The sequence below is a fragment of the Rhodovulum sp. YNF3179 genome (genome assembly GCF_050586465.1).
Taxonomy (GTDB): Bacteria; Pseudomonadota; Alphaproteobacteria; order Rhodobacterales; family Rhodobacteraceae; genus CAJXYS01.
Map to the genome: position 1 here is coordinate 195,229 of NZ_JBOCEG010000003.1, position 25,949 is coordinate 221,177.

Below are 25,949 nucleotides of genomic sequence, written 5' to 3' on the forward strand. Positions count from 1 at the left end.
GTCCGCGCGGTCCCGGCCACAGTCTAGCGCGACCGGCCCCCGCTGTCTGCCCGGATCACGGGACGCGAAAGGCGCGCCCCTCGGGGCGCGCCTCTCTGCCGCGGGTCCCGCGCCTCTCAGGCGTTGGCTTCGCGGATCTTTTCCGCCGCGTCCTTGTCGTAGGAGACGCCTTCCTGCTCGAAGAGCTGGTCCAGCTCGCCCGACAGGGTCATCTCGGTGATGATGTCGCAGCCGCCCACGAACTCGCCCTTGACGTAGAGCTGCGGGATGGTCGGCCAGTCGGAATAATCCTTGATGCCCTGGCGGATCTCCTCGTCCTCCAGGACGTTCACGTCGGTGAAATCCACGCCCATGTAGTTCAGCACCCCGGCGACGCGGCTGGAAAACCCGCATTGCGGCATGCTCTTGGTGCCCTTCATGTAGAGCACGACATCGTTGGACTTCACGGTCTCGTCGATCTTGGTCTTTGCGTCTGTCATGGTTCGCCTTGTCGTTTCTCTGCGGTGTGGTCGGTCTCGTCGCTCTCGTCGTCGCCGTCTTCCCCCGGCGGGGGTTCGTAGCTAGGCGCGTTCTCGTCGATGGGAAAGTCCGCGCGCCGGTTCTCGGAGGGGCCGTATTTCCACCATCGCGTCAGCTCGATCCGCGCCGCCCAGAGAAAAATCACGACGAACGGCGTCAGCAGCAGGAGTGCGTATCTCGGGTCCCATTGCCAGATCACGTCACTCCGGCACCTTGGTGGTCAGCGCCAGGGCGTGCAACTCGCCGGCGGGGCCGTCCATCTTTCCCTTGAGCGCCGCGTAGACGGCGCGCTGTTGCTGCACGCGGTTCTTGCCGCGAAAGCTCTCGTCGATCACCTCAGCCGCGTAGTGGTTGCCGTCGCCGGCCAGGTCGGTGATCGTCACCTTCGCCTCCGGGAACGCTTCGCGGATCAGGCGTTCGATTTCGGCCGCTTCCATCGCCATGCGCGTCTCCTCCTTCTTGGATTGCATTTAGTCCGGGGGTGCGGGCCGCGCAAGGCGCGCGGCCGCCGGGCTCAGCCAAGCGCCGCCGCGAAGGCGCCGCGATAGAGCTGGGCCAGCTCCGTCAGCGGGGCGCTGTCGCCGCCGAGCGTGACCGTCTCGCCGCCGAAGCCGCCGAGCTTGCGCGCCGGCACGCCCGCGGCCTCGGCCGCCGCCAGCAGCGCGTCGAGCGCCGCCGGGTCCACCGCCAGAAGGTAGCGCGCCTGGTCCTCGCCGAAGAGACGGCCGGTGTCGTCCTCCGCCAGCGTGACGCCGGTGCCCGCGGCCTCGGCCATCTCGAAGGCGGCCAGCGCCAGCCCGCCATCGGCGAGATCGGTGGCGGCGCGGATCGCGGCGTGCTGGTCGCGCAGGAAGTCGCCGTTGCGCCGCTCGGCCTCGAGATCCACGGGCGGCGCATCGCCCTCGGCGCGGCCCCATGCCTCCCAGAGCAGGGCCGACTGGCCGAGGTGACCGCCATCTGTGCCGATCAGCACCGCCGCGTCGCCGGGCCGGGCCGGGCCGGCGATGATCCGGTCGAGGTCGTCCAGCAGGCCCACCGCGCCGATGGTGGGCGTGGGCAGGATCGCGCGGCCGTCGGTCTCGTTGTAGAGGCTGACATTGCCCGACACGATCGGCATGTCGAGCGCGCGGCAGGCATCCCCGATCCCCTCGATGCAGCCGACGAACTGGCCCATGATCTCGGGTTTCTCGGGATTGCCGAAATTGAGGTTGTCGGTGGTGGCGAGCGGCCTGGCGCCCACGGCCGAGAGGTTGCGGAAGGCCTCGGCCACCGCCTGCCGGCCGCCCTGGCGCGGGTTGGCGCGGCAGTAGCGCGGCGTGACGTCGGCGGTGAAGGCGAGCGCCTTTTCCGTGCCGTGGACCCGCACGATCCCCGCGCCCATGCCGGGCCGGCGGACCGTGTCGGCCATCACCATGTGGTCGTATTGCTCGTAGACCCATTGCTTGCCGGCGTAGTTGGGCGATCCGATCAGCGCCTTCAGCCCCGCGATGGGGCCGATCCGCGGCACCTCCGAGAGGGCCGCGGCCGGGGCGGGGGCCTCCCACGGGCGGTCGTATTCCGGCGCGCTGCCCGAGAGCGCGCGCAGCGGCAGGTCGGCCTTCACGGCGCCGCCATGTTCCACCAGAAACCGGTCCTCGCCGATGGTCTCGCCCACGATGGCGAAGTCGAGATCCCATTTCTCGAAGATCGCCTTGGCCTCGGCCTCCTTCTCGGGGCGGAGCACCATGAGCATCCGCTCCTGGCTTTCCGAGAGCATCATCTCGTAGGCGGTCATGTTCTCCTCGCGGCAGGGCACCGCGTCGAGGTTCAGCCGCACGCCCAGCTCGCCCTTGTCGCCCATCTCCACGGCCGAGCAGGTCAGTCCCGCCGCGCCCATGTCCTGGATCGAGATCACCGCGCCGGTCCGCATCAGCTCGAGACAGGCCTCGAGCAGGCGCTTCTCGGTGAAGGGGTCGCCCACCTGCACCGTCGGGCGCTTTTCCTCGATCGTCTCGTCGAACTCGGCCGAGGCCATGGTCGCCCCGCCGACGCCGTCGCGCCCGGTCTTGGCGCCGAGATAGACCACCGGCATGCCGACGCCCGAGGCCGCCGAGTAGAATATCTTGTCCGCGTCCGCGAGCCCGGCGGCGAAGGCGTTGACGAGGCAGTTGCCGTCATAGGCCGGGTGAAAGCGGACCTCGCCGCCGATGGTCGGCACGCCGAAGCAGTTGCCGTAGCTGCCGATGCCCTCGACCACGCCATGCACGAGGCTGCGGGTCCGGGGATGATCCACCGACCCGAAGGACAGCGCGTTCATCGCCGCGATGGGGCGCGCACCCATGGTGAAGACGTCGCGCAGGATGCCGCCGACGCCCGTCGCCGCGCCCTGGTGGGGCTCGATATAGGAGGGGTGGTTGTGGCTCTCCATCTTGAAGACGACCGCCTGGCCATCGCCGATATCGACCACGCCGGCGTTCTCGCCCGGCCCGCAGATCACCTGCGGCCCCTCGGTCGGCAGGGTGCGCAGCCATTTCTTGGACGACTTGTAGGAACAGTGCTCGTTCCACATCGCCGAGAAGATGCCGAGCTCGGTGAAGCTGGGCGGCCGGTTCAGCAGGCGCAGGATCTCGGCGTATTCGTCGGGCTTCAGCCCGTGCGCGGCGATGAGTTCCTCGGTGATCTCTGGTTCCGTGGTCACGGCGCGTCCCCCGTCTGGCGTGTCGCCGGCGTTTTAGGCGGCTTTTGGGCCAGAGGAAAGGGGCGCGCGCGGGGACCTGCCAAATCACCGGGAGGCAACGGGGCGCGCGGGCAAAAAAAAGGCCGAGACGATGTCTCGGCCGAAGTCCAACAGGGAGGTAGAAGAGGCGTGCCGCGTTGCAGCAAATCGCCGTCTTCGACAGGCGATTTATGCCGCGCGCCCCGTTCGATCAAGAGAAAACACGCGCGAAAGGGTGCATACCAGCTATCGCGCTCGTGCATAACTTGCCTAATCCTGCGCCGTTTCTGCCTCGCGCAAGCGTCTTCTGTAGGCAAAGATTTCCTCGGTGACGAAGTTGCGAAAGGCCTCGATGCGCTTGGAATGGCGCAGTTCCTCGGGATAGGCGAGGTAGACGGGCACCTCGTTTGACTCGATGTCGGGCAGCACGCGCACGAGCTGCGGGAAGTCGTCGGTCAGGTAGTCCGGCAGCACCCCGATGCCGAGATCGTTCAGCACCCCCTGCAGGACGCCGAAATAGTTGTTCACCGTCAGATGCGAGTGGATGTCGGCGGTAAAGAGCTTCTGCACCAGCGTCGCGCCGGCCGAGACCTGTGCGGAGGTGGTGTTCTGGCTGATCAGCCGGTGCTGGGCCATGTCCTCCAGCGTCTCGGGGGTGCCGTAGCGTTCCAGGTAGCCGGGCGCGGCGTAGAGGCGCATGTGCACATCCATGAGCTTGCGCCGCACCAGGTCGGCCTGGCTGGGCTCCTTCATGCGGATCGCGACGTCGGCCTCGCGCATCGGCAGGTCGAGCACGCGTTCCTCGAGCATCAGGTCGATCTTGAGATCGGGGTATTTCTCGTAGAGCGCGGTCAGCCGCGGCGCGAGCCACAGCGTGCCGAAGCCGATGGTGGTGGTGACGCGCAGCTCGCCGAAGACCTCGTCCTCGCTGTCGCGGATGCGCGCCTCGGCCGCGTCGAGCCGTTTCAGCATGGCGCTGGTGGCGTCGAAGAGCAGCTCCCCCTGTTCGGTGAGAATCAGGCCCCGTGCATGGCGGTGAAACAGCGTGGTGTTCAGGCTTTCTTCCAGGGCGCGGACCTGGCGGCTGACCGCCGACTGGCTCAGATGCAGGATCTCGCCGGCATGGGTGAGGCTGCCGGCATCCGCGACGGCATGAAATATTCTTAGCTTGTCCCAGTCCAACACGTGCGTTTCTTCCGTTTGCCGCGGGGCGTCCAGAGCATGCATTACCGATAGCCCGAACCGCCATGCAAACAAAGAGTTGATGACGGTTTTTCCTGTCAAGGTCAGCCTCTATGACCTAGTATTGCCCTATATTCAAGCGCAGGAGGTGCGCCATGAGCAGACAGGATATCCGTCTTTCCGACCGCTTCGACCTGGACAAGTCGCCGGTGCTTCTGAACGGCACCCAGGCGCTGGTCCGGCTGATGCTGATCCAGAAGGCACGCGATGCCGCCGCGGGGCTCGACACCGCCGGCTACGTGACCGGCTACCGTGGCTCGCCGCTCGGCGCCGTCGACATGCAGATGGCCCGGGCGGGCGCAGAGCTGGGCGCGGCCAATATCCGCTTCGAGCCGGGCCTGAACGAGGATCTCGCCGCGACCGCCATCTGGGGCAGTCAGCAGGCCGAACTGCGGGGCGAGGGCAAATACGACGGCGTCTTCGGGCTCTGGTACGGCAAGGGGCCGGGCGTGGACCGTTCCGGCGACGTGATGCGCCATGCCAACATGGCCGGCACCTCGCCCCATGGCGGCGTGCTGATGGCGATGGGGGACGATCACACCGGCGAATCCTCTACCACGCTGCACCAGTCCGACTGGGCGATGGTCGATGCCTACATGCCCGTGCTTTCCCCCGCCGGGGTGCAGGAAATCCTCGATTACGGGGTCTTCGGCTATGCCCTGTCGCGGTTCTCGGGGCTCTGGGTCGGGCTCAAGACGATGAAGGATACCGTCGAGGCCACCGCCGTCGTCGATGGCCGGCCGGACCGGATGCAGCTGGTCGTGCCCGCGCTCGACATGCCCGAGGGCGGGCTGAACATTCGCCTCGGCGACACGCCCGTCGCGCAGGAGGCGCGGGTCATCGACCACAAGAGGTTCGCCGCCGAAGCCTTTGCACGGGCGAACAGAATCGATCGCCGCGTCTGGGGGCGGCCGGGCGCGAAGATCGGCTTCGTCGCGGCGGGCAAGAACTGGCTGGACCTCGTCCACGCGCTGGAGCTGCTGGGGCTGGACGCCGGCGAGGCGGAGCGGCTCGGGATCACCACCTACAAGGTCGGCATGACCTGGCCGCTCGACATGGAAAGCTTCCACGAATGGGCCGAGGGACTCGAGCTGATCGTGGTGGTCGAGGAAAAGCGCAAGCTGATCGAGGTGCAGGTCAAGGAGGCGATCTTCGACGACCGGCGCGGCCGGCGCGTCTATGGCTGGCACAAGGGCGACAGCTGGGAGAACGGCCGCCGCCAGGAGCTTTTCCCGACGCGCTACGCGCTTGATCCGGTGATGATCGCCCATAAGATCGGCCATATCCTGATCGAGGAGGGCCGCGGCACGGACCGCGTGAAGGCCGGGCTCCAAAAGATTGAAGAGGCACAGAAAGCCGACAATGCGGAGGATATCGCGGCGCGGCTGCCCTATTACTGCGCGGGCTGCCCGCACAACACCTCGACCAAGGTGCCGGACGGGCACCGCGCCTATGCCGGGATCGGCTGCCACTACATGGTCCAGTGGATGGACCGCAACACGCTCGGCTTCACCCATATGGGCGGCGAAGGCGCCAACTGGATCGGCGAGGCGCCCTTTTCCAACACCACCCATGTCTACCAGAACCTCGGCGACGGAACCTACAACCACTCCGGCGTCCAGGCGATCCGCGCCGCCCTCGCGGCAGGGGTGAACATCACCTACAAGATCCTCTACAACGACGCCGTGGCCATGACCGGCGGCCAGAAGAACGAGGGCGGTCTCTCGCCCCAGCAGATCGCGCGCGAAGTGCAGGCGATGGGCGTGGCCCATATCGCGCTGGTCTACGACGAAAAGGAAAAGCCCGATCTGTCCGAATTTCCCAAGGGGGTCACGTTCCACGAGCGCGCGGAGCTTGACGAAGTCCAGGAGAAGCTCAGCGAATACAAGGGCGTGTCGGCCATAATTTACGTCCAAACCTGCGCCGCGGAGAAACGCCGCCGCCGCAAGCGCGGCACCTTTCCGGACCCCGACCGCCGGGTCTTCATCAACACCGATGTCTGCGAGGGCTGCGGCGATTGCGGGGTGCAGTCGAACTGCGTCGCCATCGTGCCCGAGGAGACCGAGCTTGGCCGCAAGCGCGCCATCGACCAGTCCGCCTGCAACAAGGATTTCTCTTGCCTCAAGGGGTTCTGCCCGTCCTTCGTGACGCTGGAGGGCGCGACGCTGCGCAAGGAAGCCGCGGTCGAGATCGAGATCCCCGATCTGCCCAGCCCGACGCTGCCCGCCATCGCGGGCACCCACAACATCGTCATCACCGGCGTCGGCGGCACGGGCGTGGTCACGGTCGGGGCGATCCTGGCCCAGGCCGCGCAGATCGACGGCAAGGGCGCGGGCATGATGGAAATGGCCGGGCTCGCCCAGAAAGGTGGCGCGGTGCATATCCACTGCCGGCTGGCCGAACGGCCCGGGGACATCACCGCGATCCGCGTCGCCACCGGCGAGGCGGACTGCGTGATCGGCGGCGACCTGGTGACCACCGCGGGCGCCAAGACGCTGGGGCTGATGACCAATGGCCGGACGCGCGCCGTGGTCAACAGCCACGAGATCGTCACCGGCGACTTTACCCGCGACACCGAGTTCCATCTGCCGACGGAGCGGCTGACCCTGTCGCTCGAGGGGCGGCTGGGCGCGGGCGGTGTCGATTTCTTCGACGCGACCGAGCTGGCGCACAAGCTGATGGGCGACTCGATCTATTCCAACATGATGATCCTGGGCGCGGCCTGGCAGCGCGGGCTGGTGCCGCTGAGCGAGGAGGCCATCCTGGCGGCGATCGGGCTGAACGGCGCGGCGGTGGAGGCCAATACGCGCGCCTTCACGCTCGGCCGCTGGGCGGTCGAACACCCGGCCGACGCCGCCGGCGTGCTGGAGGACAAGGTGCTGGCCAAGCCGAAGACGCTGGACGAGCAGATCGCCTACCGCGCCGATCACCTCGTGGCTTACCAGGGCCGGCGGCTGGCGAAACGCTACCGCAAGCTGGTCGACCGCGCCGAGTCGCCCCGGCTGAAGGAGGCGATCGCCAAGGGGTATCACAAGCTCCTGTCCTACAAGGATGAATACGAGGTCGCGCGGCTGCTGCTCGAGACCGAGGACAAGGCCCGGGCCGAGTTCGACGGTGATTTCCGCATGACCTATCACCTCGCGCCGCCGCTGCTGGCCGGCAAGGGGCCGGACGGGCGCCCGAAGAAGCGGGAATTCGGTCCCTGGATCCGGCGTGGCTTCGGTGTCCTGGCTCGGCTGCGCTGGCTTCGGGGCACGCCGCTCGACCCGTTCGGCTACACCGCCGAGCGGCGCATGGAACGCGCGCTCATCCGGCAATACGAGCGCGACATGGCCGAGGTGCTGGAGCGGGCGGCCGATAACCCGGACGCGGCGGTGGCACTGGCGGAGCTGCCGCTGCAGATCCGTGGCTTCGGCCCGGTGAAGGAGGCCAACGAACGCCGGGCCGCGAAGCGCCGCGAGGAATTGCGCGCGGCGCTCCGGAACGGCCCGGCGGCGATGGGGCAGGCGGCGGAGTGACCGCCGCCTAGCTGCCGGTGCGCAGGAAAGGCGCGTTCTGGGTCAGCGCGACCCGGACGGCCTCTGCCTGGGAATGGACGCCCAGCTTCTTGTAGATCGACTTGATATGGGACGAGACCGTGTGCACGGACACGCCCGCGCGCTCGGCGACCTGGGCACGGCTCAGCCCCTCGGCCATGAGGTCCAGCACCACCCGTTCCCGGCGCGAGAGCGATTCGATCCCGTGCAGCACCCGGTCCCGCGCGCTGGCGTTGAGGAAGTTCTCCACCCGCCGGTGCGCGATCAGGCAGAAGGCGCGCAGCGCGTCGGCCTTGGGCAGCATCTGCATCTCGAAGGCGCCGCCGTCGAGCGAGGTCCCGAGGTTGAAGGCGGCGCACCGCCCGCTGCCGGTCAGCCGCACCGGCACGCCCAGGCCCGCGCGGAACCCCAGCGCCCCGGCCTCGCGCATGATCTGGCGCACCTCGCCGGGCATGAAGCTGTGGCGATGCAGGAATTCCGTGCCGGTGAGGGAAACGTGGTAGGTCGAGCAACACCAGTCGAGGAAGGGTTCCTCGTCCTCGGCGCTACCCAGATGAAGGGGAAGGTTACCATATTGGTAAAGCTGGCCGCCGGGATCGGCGGACAGGAAGGTGTAGAACCGAAAGCCCTCGGCGCTGATGGCGCGCTCGAACCGCTCCCATAGCTGGTCGATCGAACGCGCCCGTTCCAGGCTGTCCGACGCACGAACGAGATACTGTGACACCGTTTACTCCAAACACTTACAGCTTCAGTGGTAGAAAAACTCACCCAACGAGACAATAACGGCCGAAAAATTACCCTCTACGGGGGATTAACGACCCACCATCGGCATGCTTCATATACCTTTGTGCGAGTGGTGCCGTTCCTTGGCACATGCGTGTGAGTAACCTCGCGCACCCTGCCCCCGTGAGGGGCGACGGCCGCGAGCGGGGCAGGGTGCCGGGGGCCTCAGCCCCCGCGACGGATCAGGTAGACCTGCGGGATCGTTCCCGTCTCGGCCGAGAGCAGCGCGTGCCCCTGTTCGGCGCAGAAATGCGGCACGTCCACGACGGCGGCGGGATCGTCGGCGAGCACCCGCAACACGCCGCCCCGCGGCAGGGCGGACAGCCGCTTGCGCGCCTTCAGCACCGGCAGCGGGCAGAGCAGGCCGGTCGCGTCGAGTTCCGCATCCCATGTCATGACCGGGCGATAGCGCGCCCGCGACCTCGTGTCCACGGGAATGTGACAGCCCGGGCGGTGACCCGGCGGCCCGGATGGATTACATGGGTCGAGCAACGGGACACGGAGCGCCATGTTCGGAATCGACATCATAGATGCCAGTCTCCTGCCGGCCATGCTGATCGCGGCGGCGGCGGGGCTGCTGTCGTTCCTCTCGCCCTGCGTGCTGCCGATCGTGCCGCCCTACCTCGCCTATATGAGCGGCGTGACCATGAACGAGGCCGCCGGCACCGTGAAGGCGCGCCGCACCGTGCTGTTGACGGCACTCTTCTTCGTGCTGGGCCTGTCGACGGTGTTTCTCTTCCTTGGCTTCACGGCCTCGGCCTTCGGGGCGTTCTTCCTGCAAAATCAACAGCTTTTCGCGCAGATTGCAGGTGCCGTGGTGATCGTGTTCGGGCTGCATTTCCTGAATGTCTTCCGGATTCCGATCCTCGACCGCGAGGCCCGGCTCGACGCCGGCGACAAGGGCGGATCGGCGCTCGGCGCCTATGTGCTGGGGCTTGCCTTCGCCTTCGGCTGGACGCCCTGCATCGGGCCGCAGCTGGGCGCCATCCTCTCGCTTGCCGCGCAGGAGGCCTCGGTCGCGCGCGGCACGGTGCTCCTGGGCGTCTATGCCGCCGGGCTCGGCATTCCCTTCCTGCTGGTCGCCGTTTTCCTGCAGCGCTCGATGAAGATGATGGGCTGGTTCAAGCGGCACATGGGCGTGATCGAGAAGACCATGGGCGCGCTGTTGCTGGTGGTGGGGGTGATGCTGCTGACCGGGGCCTTCTCGGATCTCTCCTTCTGGCTGCTCGAGACCTTCCCGTCGCTCGCCACGCTCGGCTGAGGCGCGAAACGTCTTACGTCGTTAAGCGTTTCGTCCTATGATCGGAAACGGTTGACGCTGGGCACCCGGTAACGAGTAGACGCATGACGAGTGACGCGGAACGACCGCGGCCGGTGACCCACCGCCGCGTGCTCTACATTCCCGGCTACGATCCGTTTCCAGCACGCCGTTACCGCGAACTCTACCGCCGCGAGGCGGCGGAGCAGGCGCGTCTGTCCGGCCATGATATCCGTGTCGCGGGCCTGCCGGGCGCGCGCGGTCACGGGTGGGTCGTGTCCGCCCGGCTCGACGGGCAGGACGTGCTTGCCGAGTTCGAGGTCCTGGTCTGGTCCGACATCGTCCGCGCCTCGATGCGGCGCGGGGTGGGGGCGACCTATGCCCTGCTGGCGCGCACGCTCTGGCGCTACCTGCGGGGCGGCGTCCTGTTCCGGCTGGCGCGGCTGCGCCGGGGGCCGGTGATCGCGGCGCTCTACCCGGCGGCGATGCTCGTCGCGCAGGCGCTCGTCGCGCTGGGACTCGCGGTGGGGATCGCGGTGCTGGCCGGCCTGGCCCTGCCGGGCTGGGCGGCGCTGGTGGCGGGCGCGGCGACGGTGCCGGCGACGCTGGCCTGGTTCCGGGCGCGGGACCGTCGGATCTATGCCCATTACCTAATGCATGACTACGCCTTCGCGGCGGCTTGCGACGGGGCCACGCCGCCCGCGCTGGCGGCGCGGATCGAGACCTTCGCCGACCGGGTCACCGCGGCGCTGGCCGAGGGGCCGGACGAGGTGCTCGTGGTGGGGCATTCCTCGGGCGCGCAGATCGCGATCTCGGTGCTGGCCGGGCTGATCCGGCAGGGGCGCGTGCCGGCCGCGGGGCCGGCGCTGTCGCTGCTGACGCTGGGTCACGCGGTGCCGATGGTCAGTTTCCTGCCGCGGGCCGGGGCGCTGCGCCGGGATCTCGCGCAGATGGCGGTGCAGGATCGCGCCGCCTGGGTCGATGTCACCGCGCCGGGCGACGGCTGTTCCTTTGCGCTCTGCGACCCGGTGGCCGTGACCGGCGTCGCGCCGGCAGGCAAGCGCTGGCCGCTGGTGATCTCGGCGGCGTTCAGCCGAACGCTGTCGCCGGCCCGCTTGGCGCGGTTGCGGCGGCGTTTCTTCCGGCTGCATTTCCAGTATCTCTGCGCCTTCGACAACCTGCGCGGCGCGCCGGGGGACTACGATTATTTCCGGGTGACCGCGGGGCCCCTGACGCTGGCCCGGCACTTTGCCGCGCGGCCCCCCTCGCCGAGCCGGATCGAACGGGCGGAAAGCCCCTACCGGGATTTCGGCGCATGAGCGTCGTGCCGCCCAAACCGGCCGCGCGGCAAGGGCGGGTGTCGCTCTGGCGCTATGCACGGCTCTTCCGGCAGGACATCCTGGCCAGCCAGCCCGCGCATCTCTACCGGGCCTGGATGGCGGAGTTCCGCACGCCCTTCTTCCGTTCCTATCTCTGCAACGATCCGGCGCTGGTGCGGCTGGTCCTGCAGGAGCGCCCCGGCGACTTTCCGAAATCCGACCGCCTGCGCGAGGGGCTGGCGCCGCTGCTGGGGCAGTCGGTCTTCGTCACCAACGGGGCAGAGTGGGCGCGCCAGCGCCGGATCATCGACCCGGCCTTCGCCGGTGGGCGGTTGCAGGCGACGTTACCGGCGATGTGGGCGGCGGGGCAGGCGGCGGCCGGGCGGCTGGCGCTGCGGGCCGGCACGACCGTGGAAATCGAGTCCGAGACCGCGCATGCCGCCGCGGACGTGATCTTCCGCACGCTTTTTTCCCTTCCGATCACCGATGCCGCGGCGGCCGCGGTCTTCGAGTTGTTCCGGGCGCATCAGCGCGCGCAGCCGCTTCTGAACGCGGGCGCCTTGCTGCCGCTGCCGCGCTGGGCACCGCGGCTGCATCGCCGGCGCACCATCGCGACGGCGCGGGCGATCCGCAGCCTCATCGCCGAGATGACCGCCGCCCGCGCGGCCGAGATCGCGCGGGGCCGCGCGCCCGACGACCTCGCCACCAAGATCATGACCACCCCCGATCCCGAGACCGGCGCGCGGTTCGCGACCGCCGAGATGGTCGACCAGGTGGCGATCTTCTTTCTCGCCGGGCACGAGACCAGCGCCTCGGCGCTGGCCTGGGCGCTCTACCTCCTGGCCTGCGACCCGGACTGGCAGGCGGCGGTCGCCGCCGAGGCGCAGGCGGTTCTGGGGCGGGACGGGGACCCGCCGGCGATGGGGCAGGTGGCCCGGCTGACGGCGGCGCGCGACGTCTTCCGCGAGGCGTTGCGGCTCTACCCGCCGGTGCCGATGATGGTGCGCACGGCCGCGCGGGCCGAACGCTTCCGCGGCCGCGCCGTCGCGCCGGGCGCGCAGGTGGTGCTCAGCCCGTGGCACCTGCATCGGCACGCCCGGTTCTGGGACCGGCCGGACGTCTTCGACCCGGCGCGCTGGCAGACCCCGGCCGGACGCCGGAGCGCGCGCGACGCCTATATTCCCTTCTCGGCCGGGCCGCGGGTCTGTCCCGGCGCGGGCTTCGCCATGGCGGAGGGGCCGCTCCTGCTGGCGCTCCTGCTTCGCGCGCTGGAGGTTCGCCCGGCGGACTGCCCCGCGCCGGTGCCGGTCGCCCATCTCACGGTGCGCGCGCGGGACGGTATCCGCCTGCGGATCACGCGCCGCGGCCGCGCCCCGTGACGTTCCCGATCCGATCGAAATGCGGGGCGAACAATTCGGAAATGCCTTTATCCGAAAGGATTTGAAGAAGAATCTTCCTAAATTCCTTTTGTCGTGCATACTGTTCTTATTGATCAGGATGAAAATGCGCAGCAATTGGGGGGGCTGACATGAATATCCGTCGCGGCATGTTCCGTATCTGGGTGATGCTGACCGTCATATGGCTGGGGGGCGCGGCCACGGTGCTGTCCGTCAATCCCGAGAGCCTGTCTTTCCTCGGTTTCGTGAGTGCCCAGCTCGATCTGGTCATGCGGCCATTCTTCGGCCCGGAAAGTGCCTATACGCAGCTTCAGCTGCCGGTGGACATCTACGAACTCACGATCGCGACGGCGACGCTGATCGTCCCGATCCTGGTTCTCGCGGTGGTGTTGCGGGCGCTGACCTGGGCCTTCGAGGGCTTCAAGTATGACGAGGAGCCCCGGATCCAGACCGAGTTCAGCCGCAGCTCGACCTTCTGAGGCGCGGCGCCGGCCCGTTCAGGGCCGGTAATGGCGCAGCACGTAGAGCCGGATCGCCGAGGCGAGGCCCATATCCATCCCGCGGGCCTCGTCGATCTCGGCGGCCAGCGCATTGACCGGCTTGCCCTTTTCGGCGGCGATCTCGCGGAAGGCGTCCCAGAACGCGTCCTCGAGCGAGACGCTGGTGCGATGTCCGCGCAGCGTCAGCGAATGCTTGCGCGGCCGGCCGCTCATTCCTCGTCCCGCCTGTGCCCGTCGAGCCGGGCCGCCTCGCGCGCGGAAGTGGCCTCGTCGCGGGCCTTTTCCGACTTGCTCCGGCCGAACTTCGCCGCGTTGGCGTCGGCCTCGGCGCGGCGGGCCTCGCGGTCGCGCGCCTTGCGGGCGCGCGACAGGCTGACGAGCTTGCCGCTCATCCGTCCCTGGGGCCGATCATCTGCTCGGGGCGGACGACGCGCTCGAAGGTCTCTTCGTCCACGAAGCCGAGCCGGACGGCCTCTTCCTTGAGGGTGGTGCCGTTCTTGTGCGCGGTCTTGGCCACCGTGGTGGCGTTGTCATAGCCGATCTCGGGGGCCAGCGCGGTCACCAGCATCAGGCTCTCGCGCATCAGCTTCTCGATCCGCTCGCGGTTGGCCTCGATGCCCGAGACGCAATTGTCGGTGAAGGCCACCGCCGCATCGCCCAGAAGCTGCATGGACTGCAGCACGTTATAGGCCATCATCGGCTTGTAGACGTTCAGCTCGAAATGGCCCTGGCTGCCGGCGAAGCCGACGGCCGCGTCGTTGCCCATGACATGGGCGCAGACCTGGGTCATGGCCTCGGCCTGGGTCGGGTTCACCTTGCCGGGCATGATCGACGAGCCCGGCTCGTTCTCGGGCAGGATCAGCTCGCCCAGGCCGCAGCGCGGGCCCGAGCCCAGCAGCCGGATGTCGTTGGCGATCTTGAAGAGGCTGGCGGCCACGGTCTTGAGCGCGCCCGACATCTCGACCATGGCGTCATGGGCGGCGAGCGCCTCGAACTTGTTGGGCGCGGTGACGAAGGGCAGGCCGGTGATCTCGGCCATGTTGGCCGCGACCATCTCGGCCCAGCCCTTGCGCGTGTTGAGCCCGGTGCCGACGGCGGTGCCGCCCTGGGCCAGCTCGTGGATGCGCCCGAGCGCGCCCCGGACCCGCTCGATGCCCATCGCGACCTGGTGAGCATAGCCCGAGAATTCCTGCGCCAGCGTCAGCGGTGTTGCGTCCTGGGTGTGGGTGCGGCCGATCTTGATGATGCCGTCGAACTCCGCGACCTTGGCCGCGAGCGCGGCGTGCAGCGTCTCGAGCCCCGGCAGCAGCACGTCGCGCGCTGTCATCGCCGTGGCGATGTGCATCGCCGTGGGGAAGGTGTCGTTGGAGCTTTGCCCCATGTTGCAGTGATCGTTCGGGTGCACCGGGTCCTTGGTGCCGACGGTGCCGCCCAGCATCTCGATGGCGCGGTTGGCGATCACCTCGTTGGCGTTCATGTTCGACTGGGTGCCGGACCCGGTCTGCCACACGACCAGCGGGAAGTTGTCGTCGAGCTTGCCGTCGACCACCTCCTGCGCGGCGGCGGCGATGGCCTCGCCCAGCTTCGGGTCCAGATTGCCCAGGTCCGTGTTGGCCTGGGCGCAGGCCTTCTTGATGACGCCGAGCGCCCGGACGATGGCCACGGGCTGCTTTTCCCAGCCGATGGGGAAATTGATGATCGAGCGCTGGGTCTGCGCGCCCCAGTACTTGTCGGCGGGGACCTCCAGCGGGCCGAAGCTGTCGGTCTCGGTGCGGGTATTCGTCATCTGCAAAGCTCCTCCGTCTGCCGCCCCCGTCTTAACGGCAAAACGCGAAAGATCAATGCATGGGCGCGGCGCTATTTCCGGAAGGAATCGAGACTGACCACGTCGGCCTCGCGCTTGGTGTCGTCCTCGACCTCGGCGAGCGGCGCCTCCTCGGCGTCGTCTTCCGCCGCGTCGTCCTCGGACTGGGTGGTCTCGAAACGCAGGCCGAACTCGACCGAGGGATCGACGAAGGTCAGGATCGCGTCATAGGGCACAACCAGCGGTTCCGGCCGGTCGCCGAAATTCAGCGTCACGGTGAATCCATCCTCGCGCACGTCGAGATTCTCGAACCAGTGCTGGAGCACGATCGTCATTTCTTCGGGATAGCGTTCGTGCAGCCAGTCGGCGATTTCCACCTCGGGATGCTTGGTGTCGAAGGTGATGAAGAAATGATGCTCGCCGGGCAGCCCGTTTTCCGCCACGTCGCCCAGAACCTCGGCGATGAGGGTGCGCATGGCGCGGTGCATGAGGTTGCCGTAATCGATGCTGCGGGTCATGAAAGCCTGTCCGATGCGATCCCGGCCAGCATAGGGGATTCGGCACCGATGAAAAGGGGGCTTGCAGGGGAGGAAAGTGCAGGCTTCTGTTGCCAGGTGCCTGCGAACCCCGCCTGACCTTGCTAGAGGACAGGGCTTAAGTTTCGGTCTTGTTACTGCTTACGCAGCAACGGCGACCGGAGCACGGTTGTCGTTGGCAACTGTACTTTACGGACCGATAACGGTGGTACCTCACCGGGACAAAGCCACACCTTTACACGTTCGTCGATCCTGTTTCGGCCCCATGATCCGCCAACGACGGGGATATTGGTGGAGCCGCCGGGTACCGCCCCCGGGTCCGATCCGCTTATTACGTGCGCGTTTATGCCCATAGTCCCTAGCGGGACACTCCAGATATAGGCTCCCCGGCGGCGGATTTGAAGGGGGTGGCCGCGCGGCCCACGGCCAGCGCCTCGAGCTCGCGCAGCAGCTTGCGCTTCATGGCGCGGGGATAGGCCTCGAAGCCGAGCGCGGTCTCGAGGAAGGCGCCGGGACCGCGCAGGACCTCGGCCCGGAAATAGGACACCAGCGCGCCGATCTCGGCCTGGCGGCGATCCTGCGGGTTGCCGGTGTCGGCGCCGATGACCAGCGCGTTCACCGTCACGCCCGCCAGCACCGCCGCGCCCCGCGTGGCGCGGGGGCGGGGACCGGTGTTGTTGCGGCCGTCGCCCGAGATATCCAGCGTCCGCGCCCAGCAGCCCGGGGCGCGCGCCAGCAGCGCGCCGCCGAAAAGCAGCGCCTGGCCGAGCGCCGTGGTCTCCGGCGCGGCGGCACGCTGCCAGCCCCGCAGCCGGTCCGCGACGCGGCGCAGCGCGACCGGGCCGTCGATCGGCGTCCAGTCGAGGATCAGCGCCTGGTGATCCGGCCCGCTCCATTCATAGACGGCCAGCGCGACCGGGGCAGCGGGCATCGCCAGCAGCGTCGCGCGCACCTCCGGGTCCGTCAGCGCCGCGGCCAGCCCGTCGAGCTGCAGCCGGTATTCCCGCGCGTCGACCGATCCCGACACGTCGAGCCCCAGCGCCAGTGCCTGCCGGCAGGCCGCGCCGGCCGGTGCCGCGGCCCAGAGCGCAACCAGCAGCGCCAGCGCCCGGATCATCTTGCGCCCACCACCATGCTGCGGATCTCGCGCAGCAGCTTGCGGCGCATGGCGCGCTCGAAATCTGCGTAGCCGTCGGCCCGTTCGAGAAAACTGCCCGGCCCGTGGAGCACCTCGTCGATGTAGAAATCCACCACCCGGGGATCGCCCTGGTCGATGACCAGCCCGTTCACCGTCACGCCGGCAAAGGGAAAATGCGCATAGGCGCGGTCGGGCGGGAACCCCTCGTTGTTGAGCCCGTCGCCCGAGACGTCCAGCACCTGCCGGTCGCAGGCGGGCGCGCGCGCCAGCAGCCCGGCGCCGTATCCCAGCGCGTAGCCCATCGCCGTGGGAAAGTTGCGCGCGCTGCGCCGGGCCGCGCCGATCGTGGCGCGGACCCGCGCCAGGTCGGCAGGGCCGCGGACCGGCGTCCAGTCCAGCACCAGGCGCTGGCGATAGCGCCCGGACCACTCATAGGCGGCCAGGGTGACATGCTGGCCCGGGATCGCGAAAAGGGCCGCCTGCACCGACGGCGCGCCGAGCGCGGCCGCCAGGCCGTCGCGCTGCAGCCGGTATTCCGCCGTGTCGACCGAGGACGACACGTCCAGCGCCAGCGCCAGCGCCAGGTGGCAGGCGGCACGCGCCGGCGCCGCCCCGGCGAAGATCGCCGCCAGCGCGGCGAGCCACCTCACCAGTGACCCGTGTTCTTCATGCTGGCCCAGGGCTCCTCCGGCGCCTGTGCCGCGCCCATCTGCAGCAGCTCGATCGAGATGTTGTCGGGGCTGCGCACGAAGGCCATGCGCCCGTCGCGCGGCGGGCGGTTGATGGTCACGCCGTTGTCCATCAGGTGCTGGCACATGGCGTAGATGTCTTCCACCTCGTAGGCGAGATGGCCGAAATGGCGGCTGTCGGAGGGCAGCCCGTCATCGCCGTCCCAGTTGTAAGTCAGCTCCACCGGGGTCTCGTGCTGGCCCGGGGGCGCCATGAAGACCAGCGTGAAACGGCCGTCCTCGTTGTCCCAGCGGCGCGTCTCCTCCAGCCCCAGCAGGCGGAAGAAATCCATCGTCGCGTCCAGGTCCTTCACGCGCACCATGGTGTGCAGGTAGCGGATGTTCATGATCCCTCCGTCGGTTGTCGGTGCGGCCGGGCAGCCCGGCCTCGCGGCCCATGATAGGGCCGGGCGCGCGGGTTGGAAGGGGCGATCCGTCCCCCGGCGCGGCCCACTGCATATGGGGGTTCAGCGGTGGCCCGATGGCAGATATAGTTTCCCCGACTCGCCGCATCCACCGAAAGGATCCGCCCATGACGCTCTCGCCCGAGCAGCAGGCCGAAATCGAGGCCGCCCGCGCCACCCCCCGCCCGACGCTGCGCGCCGTCGCCGAGGGGATGGAGGCCCATCTCTACACCGCCCACGAGGTGCTCGATCACGGCTTCGTCCGGGTGATCGACTACATGGGCGACGATTCGGCCATCGTGCAGGCGGCGCGGGTCAGCTACGGGGCCGGGACCAAGCACGTCTCCAACGACGAGGGGCTGATCCGCTACCTGATGCGGCACTGGCACTCGACCCCCTTCGAGATGTGCGAGATCAAGCTGCACGTGAAACTGCCGGTCTTCGTGGCCCGGCAATGGATCCGCCACCGCACCGCGAACGTCAACGAGTACTCGGCGCGCTACTCGATCCTCGACCGCGAGTTCTACATCCCCGCGCCCGAGGCGCTGGCGGCGCAGTCCACGGTCAACAACCAGGGCCGCGGCGCCGTGCTGGAAGGGCAGGAGGCCGCCCGCGTACTGGAGATCCTGAAGGGCGACGCCACGCGATCCTACGACCATTACGAGGAAATGCTGAGCCAGGAGGGCCAGCAGGGCCTCGCGCGGGAACTGGCGCGGATGAACCTGCCGGCCAATGTCTACACGCAATGGTACTGGAAGACGGACCTGCACAACCTGTTCCACTTCCTGCGCCTGCGCGCCGACGCCCACGCGCAATACGAGATCCGCGTCTATGCCGAGGAGATCTGCCGCCTCGTCGCGGACTGGGTGCCGCTGGCCTACCGCGCCTTCGAGGACTACCGCATGGGGGGCGCGACGCTCTCGTCCAAGGCGATTGACTGCGTGAGGCGTATGCTCAAGGGTGAAGAGGTGACGCAGGAGACCTCCGGCATGTCGAAGGGGGAATGGCGGGAGTTTCAGCAGTTGTTGGAGTGAGGGATAGTAAAAATGCCGCTCTTGTCACTTTGGGAGTCAGACCAGAAAACGGTAGAGCAGTTCACGGTCCAGCAAGCTGTGTCTTTTGCTGGCGATGGAAAGCTTAAAGATGGCTCCGATTGTTCGCTCGAGTTCCGCAAGTATCTCTCTCAAATCGAAACATCTAAGCTCAAAGTGTATGTCGAGCAATGTCTTGGAGAGGCTTTCGACAAAAGTGGTCTTGTGTTGCAGGATCTTATCAATGAGCTTGGTCGACGACTAGATTTTCAGGTTCAGAATGGATTTTACTCAGGTCGAAAAAGTGCAATCGGAAATGATGGCCTGTGGAAAGCGCCCGAGGGTAACCACATAATCTTGGAAGTCAAAACGACCGATGCATACCGAATGTCGATGGACACGATTGCAGGTTATCGAGCGCGGCTTATCGATGAGGGTGAAATTGGCTTAAGTTCCTCAATACTAATTGTAGTAGGAAGAGAAGATACGGGGGAACTAGAAGCGCAGGTGAGGGGGTCGCGTCACGCCTGGGACATCCGCCTCATAAGTGCTGACGCTCTTGTGAAAATGGTCCTTCTTAAAGAGAACTCGGATGAGGAAGAGACTGGTCAGAAAATCAGAAGTATACTTGTTCCGGTTGAATATACGCGTGTTGACGGTCTCGTGGATGTTGTTTTTACAACTGCATCGGATTTAGATTCCGAACTTGAAGAGACTCCAGCTCTGGCTGCTCCTGCAGGTGAAACTAAGCTGCCAAGAAGTAACGAGGTGACTGATAAAGATCTTCTGAATGCAAAGCGTTTCGCAATTATTTCAGCAATGTCAAATCTTGTTGGTTCCAAGCTTCTCAAGCGAACTAGGGCAATGTATTGGAGTGCAGATAGGCATGCGCGGGTCGCTTGCACAATCTCAAAGCGCTACGAAGATGGACCTAGTTATTGGTATGCGTTTCACCCATCTTGGAAAGAATTCCTTGAGAAAGGCACAAATGGATATTTTGTTTTGGGGTGTATGGGGCGTAATGATGCCTTCTCAATCCCTCTCGAAGAACTAGTTCCCTATTTGGATTTTTTAAATACTACGCACAGTAATAAGGGGCGTTACTGGCACATCCACCTAGAAGAATTGCCTAATGGGCAAGTATCCTTGGTGATTCCAAAAAGAGAGAACGTTTCCCTAGGACGTTTTCGTATTGATCTTCCGGTGCAGTTTGAGTCGGCGAGTTCATAGGTGCCAAAAAACCCGCCCGGGCCAACGGCCCGGGCAGCGCCCGCCCCGCCCCCTTGGGCGGGCGCTGAACGCGCCCACCCCCGGGACGGGCGCTGCCCTCCGGGAGACCGGCCAGGGTCTCGAGGCCCCGCGCCGCCCTTGATCCCCGCCGCGCGCCGCGCCATACCCGGCCAGAGGAGGCCCCCATGACGCTCTACGGCATCAAGACCTGTGACACCTGCCGCGCCGCGCGCCGCGCGCTCGAGGCCGCCGGCCACGCGGTCGTCTTCCACGACATCCGCGCCGAGCCGCTGGCCCCGGCGGTGCGCGACCGGTTCCTCGACGCCTTCGGCGGCGACCTGGTCAACCGCCGCTCCGCCACCTGGCGCCAGCTGCCCGCGGCCGAGCGCGCCCGCGCCCCCGCTGCCCTGCTGGCCGCGCATCCCACGCTGATGAAACGCCCCGTCATCGACGACGGCGCCACGCTGCACCTGGGCTGGGGCAGGGACGTGCAGGCGGCGCTCACCTGACATGACAACGGCCCGGGGGGCGCCCCCGGGCCGCGTGAGGCCCGCGCCGCCCCGCGGGGCGCGCGCGCGCGTGCGCGATGTCAGTCCAGCGCCTGCAGGTTGCCCGCGGCGGAGCGACCGTCGCGGCCCTGCTCCATGTCGAAGGACACCGCCTGGTTGTCGCGGAGCCCGGTCAGCCCGGCGCGCTCGACGGCGGAGATATGGACGAACACGTCCTTGCCACCGTCATCGGGCGCGATGAAGCCGTAGCCCTTGGTGGTGTTGAACCATTTCACTTTTCCGGTCGGCATGGACCATTTCCTTTCGCTTGGGCCGCCGGCCCGATGCCCGCGGCGGTCGTGTCGCAGCCTCTTCCAGGTCGTGCCGGCTGCGGGTCGCAGGAAACGGTCGATGGTCGAAAGTCTGTCTTCACGTGCGAAAACCGTGGCGCGAATCAGTTTGAAAATCAACGCCGCACTGCGTCCCGCGCCCGGCCGGCGGCGATCCGCGCCGGTTGTGTGACGGGGTGATGACAAAACCGGCAGGATGCCCGCGCGGACGTCACGAAACGCTCGCGCGGACCACGTCCCGGATTGCGCCCGGCGCGCACAACGCCTACATGCCCCCCAAACGGAGGTGAAACATGCGCAACGCGGCACTGATCCTCGGCATTATCGCCGGGCTCTGGGGCATGATGGTGGGCTTCTTCAGCTACGGCTACACCGAGTTCATCGCCTGGTTCGGCGAGATCGAGGACGTCGCCGGCCAGGTCGAGAACGTCGAGCGCATCCGCGCGATCTCGCTCGGGGCGCCGATCCTCGCGATCGCGGGGGGCGCGATGGCGCGGTCGCTCAACCTGGTGGCGGGGCTGCTGCTGCTGGCCTCGGCGGGGGGGATGTACTGGGGCTTCGGCTTCGGCGTCTTCACCATGTTCCCGATCGCGATGGCCGCGATCGGCGGGCTGCTGGCGCTGGCCGCCCGCCGCCCGGACCCGCACTAGCCCGCGCGCCGCGCCCGGAGCCACGCATCCACCGAGAGCGGCCCCGCGCCCCTGAGCACGAGGACCGCCAGCACGAAGACCCAGAACGCCCGCTGGTCGAGGATCAGCGCATCCGGCGCGCGGTCGAACCACGCGCCCAGGTCGGCGCCGCCGACGCCGTGGCCGTAGATGTCGGTCAGGCTCTGGACCGCGACGAAGCCGATCATCCCCGCCGCCGCCAGCCGCGTGGCAAACCCCGCGAGGATCAGCGCGGGCAGCAGGAATTCCGCCCAGGTGCCCGCAAGCGCCACCGCCCAGTGAAAGATCCCGAGCTGGCCGCTGTCATAGCCGGCGGCCTCCATCGCGCGGGGGAAGATCTGGACATAGGCGCCGTCCGAGGGGCGGAAGATCCCCAGCGGCCCGTCGCCCAGCTTGGTCAGCGCCGAGCGCCAGAAATACGTCAGCAGCACGCCCGCGAAGACGAGCCGCGCCAGCGTCGGCAGCAGCCAGGCCGCGAGGCTGCGCTCGGCCCATGTGAACAGGGTGTCATGGAGCACGATCAGCCGGGTCATGCGCTCTCCTCCTCTATGCCGGTGATGGCCCCGCCGGCCAGCAGCCGCCCGAGCGCCGGGGTCAGGTCGAAGCCGGGCGTCGCGGCGCCCGCCTCATGGGCCGCGCCGAGATGCGCGCCGGCCATCAGCGCGGCCACGAAGGCGCCTTCGCCGGGGCCGAGGGCGGCCACCTCCGGGTCGTAGCCCGGCCGGGTGACGAGCGCGTCCTGGCCGCCCGTGCCGGGCGGCGGTGCGCCGGGGGTGGTGTTGGCGTGCCAGATCGCGGCCACCGGCCAGTCCGAGCGCACCAGCCGCAGGGCCGGGGCAAGGCGCAGCCGCGCGGCCGTCAGCCGGTCGGGCGGCAGCGCGGCCAGCGCCCCGGCGGCGAGCGGGGCGGCGTCGGCGGCGTGGTAGGCCTGCCGGCGCGCCAGTTCCAGCCGCGCGACGTCGGGCAGGTAGGGCAGATGCGCCACCGGCGGGAACGCCTCGAGGAAGCTGGGCATCGCCGTCCCATAGGTCATCAGCAGCCGCCCGCGGGGGGGATGGGCCCGCAGGAACACGCCCGCCATGGCGGCGAAGAACTCCGCGCCGAGCAGCCGGCGCAGCACCGGGAACCCGGTCTCGAGCGCCGCGGTCAGGCTGGCGGCCACGTTGTTGCGGTAGACGTCGAAGCGCGCGCCGGCCGGGCGGCCGGCGGGATCGGTCAAGCCGGCCGGTGCCGGCCGGGCCGGGTCGAGCAGCGCGGCGGCGAAGGCGTCCTGGGCGCTCATCCCGGCTGCTCCGCGGCAGCGTCGGCCAGCACCCGGGCGGCGCGGGCGGCCTCCGAGGCCAGCACGGGCCAGTCGGGCACGTCGGTGTCCCACTCGATCAGGGTCGGGCGCGGTCCGCCGCGCCGGATCGTGTGGGCGTAGAGCGCCCAGACCGGGTCCACGACCGGCGCGCCGTGGCTGTCGATCAGCAGCGGTGCGCCGTGATCGTCGGCCTGTGCGTCATGGCCGCCGAGATGTATCTCGCCCACGCGATCCAGCGGGAAGGTGTCGATATAGGCGACCGGGTCCCAGCCCTGGTTGGTCGCCGAGACGAAGACGTTGTTGACGTCGAGAAGCAGCCCGCAGCCTGTGCGCCGTGCGATACCGGCCAGGAAATCGATCTCGGACATCTCGCTTTCGGCGAAGGCGAGGTAGGTCGAGGGGTTCTCGAGCAGCATCTGCCGGCCGAGCGTCTGCTGCACCTCGTCGACATGCTCGGCGACGCGGGCGAGCGTCGCGGCGGTGTAGGGCAGCGGCAGCAGGTCGTTCAGGAAATGCCCGTCATGGGTGGACCAGGCGAGATGCTCGGAAAACGCCGCCGGCGCGAGCCAGTCCAGCAGTCGCCGGAGACGCGCGAGATGGTCACGGTCGAGCGGCGCCTCGCCGCCGATGGACAGCCCGACGCCGTGGCAGGATATCGGGAAGCGGTCGCGCAGATCGCGCAGCTGGGCGATCGGGCGCCCGCCGTCGCCCATGTAGTTCTCGGCGTGGATTTCCAGCCAGCGCACCGCGCCGGGATCGGCCCCTATGGCGGCGTAATGCTGCGCCTTGTAGCCGACGCCGGGCGCGTCGGGCAGGGTCGCGGTCGGATCGGGGGCACGGTCGAGCATGGGGCGGTTCTCCTTGGCCGGAGGGGACGCCCGGGCGATGCCGCCCGGGCGCGGGCGGCTCAGCCCTGTTCGGGCAGGTCGCGGTCCAGCGGCTCGAGCGAGCCCATCCGGTCGCCCGGCAGGTCCATCTCTTCGCAGGTACCGGCCGGCACCAGCGTCCAGGCGTTGCCCTGGTAGTCGACGGTCGAGGTTCCGGCGCAGGTGGTGCCGGGGCCGGCGGCGCAGTCATTTTCACCGGCCAGAGAAACGCCGTAGCATTTCACCTTTTCCTGCGCCTGCGCGGCGGTGGTGCCGTGGGCAGAGACGGCGGCGGCGACGGCGCCGGCGATGGCGAGGGTGGTCATGGTTTTATGGGACATGGGTGGTCTTCCTCCTGTGGGTCTCAAGGCCGCGGGTTTCCTTGGCGGCTGTCACAGGGGTAGCGGGGCGGGCCGATCACCGGCCACACACATGGGCGTGACACACGCGTATGTCAGTGAATGTCAGAAAATGTCGCTGAAAAGGGGGTGGACTGAAACAGAATTGCCCGGATTCGGCCGCTCGGCCGCGGGTTTCGTTTCAATCTGCGCCGTGCCACCGCAGGTCTGCCCAGACCGGCAGGTGATCGGAGGCCTGCCGCGCGGCGGCGCCTTCCTCGACGCCCGCGTCCCAGAGGGTGATCTCGGGGCCGGTGGCGATGCGGTCGAGCGCGGCCATGGGCTGGGCGGCATGAAAGCTGCGCCCCGGCGCGTGCCAGTCGTAGCCGGCCGCCAGCGGCGCCAGCGCGCCGAGAACGCTCCACTCGTTGAAATCGCCGAGGATGACCGTCGGCATGGCCGGGCGGGCGCCCAGCGTGTCGGCGAGGGTCGCGGCCTGCGCCTGCCGGAACCGGCGCACGAGCGCCAGGTGGGCACCGATCACGCGCAGCGCACGGCCGCGGATCTCGAGCTCGGCCAGAACGGCGCCGCGCGGCTCCAGATGGGGCAGGTTCAGCCGCTCGGCATGGCGCACCCGGGTGCCCTTGCGTACCAGCAGCGCGTTGCCGTGCCAGCCGAGGCTGACGTCGTTGGCGGCCAGCGTCACCGGTTCCATGTCGGAATGGATGTCGATCATCCGCCGCGGCAGGGCGGACGGCCGCGGGCCGAGGCGGCGGTCGGCCTCCTGCAGCGCCACGATATCCGCCTCGAGATCAGAGACGATGTCGAGCACGCGGCCGGGCTTGCGCTGGCGGTCGAGCCCGACGCATTTGCGGATGTTGTAGGTGGCGACGCGAAACCTGTCGGACATGGGCCACATATGGGGATGCCGGGTCCGCGTCAAAAGCCCGGCCCCCGCGACACGGCGTCCCTCAGCCGACGAAGGCCTTTTCCACAACGTATTCGGCGGGTTCGGAGTTGGACCCCTCGGTCAGGCCGAAGCCCTCGAGAATCGCCTTCATGTCCATGTTGAGTCCCATCGACCCGCAGACCATTGCGCGGTCCGCCTCGACCGAGATCGGCGGCACGCCCAGCGTCTCGAAGATCTCGCCCGATTTCAGCTTGTCGGTGATGCGGCCCATCTCGGGGCTGTCCTCGCGGGTGGTGGTGGGGAAATACCGGAGCTTGGCCTGCGCCTCTTCGCCCACCAGCGGGTCGTCCAGCGTCTTGGCGACGAGATCCTTGCCATAGGCCAGCCCGCTCGCCGTGCGGGTGGTGTGGGTCAGGATCACCTGGTCGTAGCGTTCATAGGTGTCGGGGTCGCGGATGAGCGAGGCGAAGGGCGCGATGCCGGTGCCGGTGGCGAAGAACCAGATCCGCTTGCCGGGCAGCAGCGCGTCGAGCACCAGTGTTCCCACCGGCTTCGGCCGCAGGATGATCTGGTCGCCGGGCTGGATATGCTGCAGCCGCGAGGTCAGCGGGCCGTCCTGCACCTTGATCGAGTAGAATTCCAGCTCCTCGTCCCAGGCCGGCGAGGCGATGGAATAGGCGCGCATGATCGGTTTGCCGTCCTCGCCCGGCAGCCCGATCATCACGAATTCGCCCGAGCGGAAGCGCAGCGAGCGGGGCCGCGTCACGCGGAACGAGAACAGCCTGTCGTTCCAGTGCTGGACCTCGGTCACGGTCTGGGCGTCGGGCATGGTCGGGACGGGCTTTGCGGTGTCTTTGCTCACGGTGGCCTGTTCGTTCATGTCTGTCGCTGCGCGCACGCGGCGCA

Annotated in this window: 30 protein-coding genes and 1 other RNA gene; 9 read left to right on the plus strand and 22 right to left on the minus strand. The window is 68.2% G+C overall.

Going from position 1 to position 25,949, the window contains the following annotated elements:
• Positions 1–116 precede the first annotated feature (116 nt).
• The 5 genes from grxD to ACQ5SP_RS06300 all read right to left on the minus strand — a co-directional run bounded on the left by grxD (position 117) and on the right by ACQ5SP_RS06300 (position 4,396).
• Entirely contained in the window at positions 117–479 is a 363-nt protein-coding gene (gene grxD, locus ACQ5SP_RS06280) for a Grx4 family monothiol glutaredoxin (RefSeq protein ID WP_430937499.1), read from the minus strand.
• Positions 476–718, minus strand: a complete 243-nt coding sequence (locus ACQ5SP_RS06285) for a hypothetical protein (RefSeq protein WP_430937500.1) — start codon at positions 716–718, stop codon at positions 476–478. Before ACQ5SP_RS06285 ends, grxD begins: the two co-directional genes overlap by 4 nt.
• Before the next feature lies 1 nt (position 719).
• Positions 720–962, minus strand: a complete 243-nt coding sequence (locus ACQ5SP_RS06290; RefSeq protein ID WP_430937770.1) for a BolA/IbaG family iron-sulfur metabolism protein — start codon at positions 960–962, stop codon at positions 720–722.
• 71 nt (positions 963–1,033) lie between these two features.
• Positions 1,034–3,196 carry a phosphoribosylformylglycinamidine synthase subunit PurL gene (gene purL, locus ACQ5SP_RS06295; RefSeq protein ID WP_430937501.1) on the minus strand — a complete coding sequence of 721 codons (2,163 nt, stop codon included), beginning with the start codon at positions 3,194–3,196 and terminating at the stop codon, positions 1,034–1,036.
• 288 nt (positions 3,197–3,484) lie between these two features.
• Positions 3,485–4,396, minus strand: a complete 912-nt coding sequence (locus ACQ5SP_RS06300; RefSeq protein ID WP_430937771.1) for a LysR family transcriptional regulator — start codon at positions 4,394–4,396, stop codon at positions 3,485–3,487.
• Between the two features lie 155 nt (positions 4,397–4,551).
• On the opposite strand from ACQ5SP_RS06300, the gene ACQ5SP_RS06305 reads away from it, so the two are divergent.
• Positions 4,552–7,974, plus strand: a complete 3,423-nt coding sequence (locus ACQ5SP_RS06305) for an indolepyruvate ferredoxin oxidoreductase family protein (protein WP_430937502.1) — start codon at positions 4,552–4,554, stop codon at positions 7,972–7,974.
• 7 nt (positions 7,975–7,981) lie between these two features.
• Here the strand turns inward: ACQ5SP_RS06305 and ACQ5SP_RS06310 are convergent, their stop codons facing one another.
• Together ACQ5SP_RS06310 and ACQ5SP_RS06315 are read right to left on the minus strand one after the other, a co-directional pair.
• The gene (locus tag ACQ5SP_RS06310) at positions 7,982–8,716 is read right to left on the minus strand and encodes a LuxR C-terminal-related transcriptional regulator (RefSeq protein WP_430937503.1); all 735 of its coding nucleotides are present in this window, start codon (positions 8,714–8,716) and stop codon (positions 7,982–7,984) included.
• A gap of 224 nt (positions 8,717–8,940) precedes the next feature.
• Entirely contained in the window at positions 8,941–9,171 is a 231-nt protein-coding gene (locus tag ACQ5SP_RS06315; RefSeq protein ID WP_430937504.1) for a sulfurtransferase TusA family protein, read from the minus strand.
• 112 nt (positions 9,172–9,283) lie between these two features.
• On the opposite strand from ACQ5SP_RS06315, the gene ACQ5SP_RS06320 reads away from it, so the two are divergent.
• The 4 genes from ACQ5SP_RS06320 to ACQ5SP_RS06335 all read left to right on the plus strand — a co-directional run bounded on the left by ACQ5SP_RS06320 (position 9,284) and on the right by ACQ5SP_RS06335 (position 13,228).
• Positions 9,284–10,036: a cytochrome c biogenesis CcdA family protein gene (locus ACQ5SP_RS06320; RefSeq protein ID WP_430937505.1), complete on the plus strand. Its 753-nt coding sequence runs from the start codon at positions 9,284–9,286 to the stop codon at positions 10,034–10,036.
• 83 nt (positions 10,037–10,119) lie between these two features.
• Positions 10,120–11,352 carry a hypothetical protein gene (locus tag ACQ5SP_RS06325; protein WP_430937506.1) on the plus strand — a complete coding sequence of 411 codons (1,233 nt, stop codon included), beginning with the start codon at positions 10,120–10,122 and terminating at the stop codon, positions 11,350–11,352.
• Positions 11,349–12,731 carry a cytochrome P450 gene (locus tag ACQ5SP_RS06330; RefSeq protein WP_430937507.1) on the plus strand — a complete coding sequence of 461 codons (1,383 nt, stop codon included), beginning with the start codon at positions 11,349–11,351 and terminating at the stop codon, positions 12,729–12,731. The genes ACQ5SP_RS06325 and ACQ5SP_RS06330 overlap by 4 nt, the downstream gene beginning before the upstream one ends.
• A gap of 149 nt (positions 12,732–12,880) precedes the next feature.
• Positions 12,881–13,228: a hypothetical protein gene (locus tag ACQ5SP_RS06335; protein ID WP_430937508.1), complete on the plus strand. Its 348-nt coding sequence runs from the start codon at positions 12,881–12,883 to the stop codon at positions 13,226–13,228.
• Between the two features lie 18 nt (positions 13,229–13,246).
• On the opposite strand, the gene ACQ5SP_RS06340 is transcribed toward ACQ5SP_RS06335, so the two are convergent.
• The 8 genes from ACQ5SP_RS06340 to ACQ5SP_RS06375 form a co-directional block, all read right to left on the minus strand.
• Complete coding sequence (locus tag ACQ5SP_RS06340) at positions 13,247–13,462, minus strand: ribbon-helix-helix domain-containing protein (RefSeq protein WP_430937509.1); 216 nt, start codon at positions 13,460–13,462, stop codon at positions 13,247–13,249.
• Positions 13,459–13,641, minus strand: a complete 183-nt coding sequence (locus tag ACQ5SP_RS06345; protein ID WP_430937510.1) for a DUF4169 family protein — start codon at positions 13,639–13,641, stop codon at positions 13,459–13,461. Before ACQ5SP_RS06345 ends, ACQ5SP_RS06340 begins: the two co-directional genes overlap by 4 nt.
• Positions 13,638–15,035: a class II fumarate hydratase gene (gene fumC / locus ACQ5SP_RS06350; protein ID WP_430937511.1), complete on the minus strand. Its 1,398-nt coding sequence runs from the start codon at positions 15,033–15,035 to the stop codon at positions 13,638–13,640. The genes ACQ5SP_RS06345 and fumC overlap by 4 nt, the downstream gene beginning before the upstream one ends.
• A gap of 71 nt (positions 15,036–15,106) precedes the next feature.
• Positions 15,107–15,571, minus strand: a complete 465-nt coding sequence (locus ACQ5SP_RS06355; protein WP_430937512.1) for an SspB family protein — start codon at positions 15,569–15,571, stop codon at positions 15,107–15,109.
• A gap of 75 nt (positions 15,572–15,646) precedes the next feature.
• Positions 15,647–15,996, minus strand: a transfer-messenger RNA (tmRNA) gene (gene ssrA / locus ACQ5SP_RS06360).
• Positions 15,948–16,706: a DUF1194 domain-containing protein gene (locus ACQ5SP_RS06365; RefSeq protein ID WP_430937513.1), complete on the minus strand. Its 759-nt coding sequence runs from the start codon at positions 16,704–16,706 to the stop codon at positions 15,948–15,950. The genes ssrA and ACQ5SP_RS06365 overlap by 49 nt, the downstream gene beginning before the upstream one ends.
• Positions 16,703–17,377 (minus strand): DUF1194 domain-containing protein, encoded by a 675-nt coding sequence (locus ACQ5SP_RS06370; protein ID WP_430937514.1) that lies wholly within the window; start codon positions 17,375–17,377, stop codon positions 16,703–16,705. The genes ACQ5SP_RS06365 and ACQ5SP_RS06370 overlap by 4 nt, the downstream gene beginning before the upstream one ends.
• The gene (locus ACQ5SP_RS06375; protein WP_430937515.1) at positions 17,374–17,802 is read right to left on the minus strand and encodes a VOC family protein; all 429 of its coding nucleotides are present in this window, start codon (positions 17,800–17,802) and stop codon (positions 17,374–17,376) included. Before ACQ5SP_RS06375 ends, ACQ5SP_RS06370 begins: the two co-directional genes overlap by 4 nt.
• A gap of 185 nt (positions 17,803–17,987) precedes the next feature.
• Here ACQ5SP_RS06375 and thyX point away from each other — a divergent pair, with 185 nt between their 5' ends.
• From thyX to ACQ5SP_RS06390, 3 genes are all read left to right on the plus strand, one after another.
• Entirely contained in the window at positions 17,988–18,893 is a 906-nt protein-coding gene (thyX, locus tag ACQ5SP_RS06380; RefSeq protein WP_430937516.1) for an FAD-dependent thymidylate synthase, read from the plus strand.
• A 12-nt stretch (positions 18,894–18,905) separates the two neighbouring features.
• Positions 18,906–20,120, plus strand: a complete 1,215-nt coding sequence (locus ACQ5SP_RS06385; RefSeq protein ID WP_430937517.1) for a hypothetical protein — start codon at positions 18,906–18,908, stop codon at positions 20,118–20,120.
• Between the two features lie 185 nt (positions 20,121–20,305).
• Entirely contained in the window at positions 20,306–20,629 is a 324-nt protein-coding gene (locus ACQ5SP_RS06390; RefSeq protein ID WP_430937518.1) for an ArsC/Spx/MgsR family protein, read from the plus strand.
• Between the two features lie 80 nt (positions 20,630–20,709).
• Here ACQ5SP_RS06390 and ACQ5SP_RS06395 read toward each other — a convergent pair whose 3' ends face one another.
• Positions 20,710–20,919 carry a cold-shock protein gene (locus ACQ5SP_RS06395; RefSeq protein WP_430937519.1) on the minus strand — a complete coding sequence of 70 codons (210 nt, stop codon included), beginning with the start codon at positions 20,917–20,919 and terminating at the stop codon, positions 20,710–20,712.
• A gap of 332 nt (positions 20,920–21,251) precedes the next feature.
• Here ACQ5SP_RS06395 and ACQ5SP_RS06400 point away from each other — a divergent pair, with 332 nt between their 5' ends.
• Positions 21,252–21,608, plus strand: coding sequence for a hypothetical protein (locus tag ACQ5SP_RS06400; protein WP_430937520.1), 357 nt, complete (start codon positions 21,252–21,254; stop codon positions 21,606–21,608).
• Here the strand turns inward: ACQ5SP_RS06400 and ACQ5SP_RS06405 are convergent.
• The 6 genes from ACQ5SP_RS06405 to ACQ5SP_RS06430 all read right to left on the minus strand — a co-directional run bounded on the left by ACQ5SP_RS06405 (position 21,605) and on the right by ACQ5SP_RS06430 (position 25,923).
• On the minus strand, positions 21,605–22,159 hold the full coding sequence (locus ACQ5SP_RS06405; protein ID WP_430937521.1) for a DoxX family protein: 555 nt from the start codon (positions 22,157–22,159) through the stop codon (positions 21,605–21,607). The genes ACQ5SP_RS06400 and ACQ5SP_RS06405 overlap by 4 nt on opposite strands.
• Positions 22,156–22,908, minus strand: coding sequence for an HvfC/BufC family peptide modification chaperone (locus ACQ5SP_RS06410; RefSeq protein ID WP_430937522.1), 753 nt, complete (start codon positions 22,906–22,908; stop codon positions 22,156–22,158). Before ACQ5SP_RS06410 ends, ACQ5SP_RS06405 begins: the two co-directional genes overlap by 4 nt.
• Positions 22,905–23,777: an MNIO family bufferin maturase gene (gene bufB, locus ACQ5SP_RS06415; protein WP_430937523.1), complete on the minus strand. Its 873-nt coding sequence runs from the start codon at positions 23,775–23,777 to the stop codon at positions 22,905–22,907. Before bufB ends, ACQ5SP_RS06410 begins: the two co-directional genes overlap by 4 nt.
• A 59-nt stretch (positions 23,778–23,836) precedes the next feature.
• A complete protein-coding gene (locus ACQ5SP_RS06420; RefSeq protein WP_430937524.1) occupies positions 23,837–24,136 on the minus strand; it encodes a BufA1 family periplasmic bufferin-type metallophore in 300 nt (99 codons plus the stop codon).
• A 199-nt stretch (positions 24,137–24,335) separates the two neighbouring features.
• Positions 24,336–25,043, minus strand: a complete 708-nt coding sequence (locus ACQ5SP_RS06425; RefSeq protein WP_430937525.1) for an endonuclease/exonuclease/phosphatase family protein — start codon at positions 25,041–25,043, stop codon at positions 24,336–24,338.
• Positions 25,044–25,104: 61 nt separating this feature from the next.
• Positions 25,105–25,923, minus strand: coding sequence for a ferredoxin--NADP reductase (locus ACQ5SP_RS06430; RefSeq protein WP_430937772.1), 819 nt, complete (start codon positions 25,921–25,923; stop codon positions 25,105–25,107).
• Between the last annotated feature and the right edge of the window lie 26 nt (positions 25,924–25,949).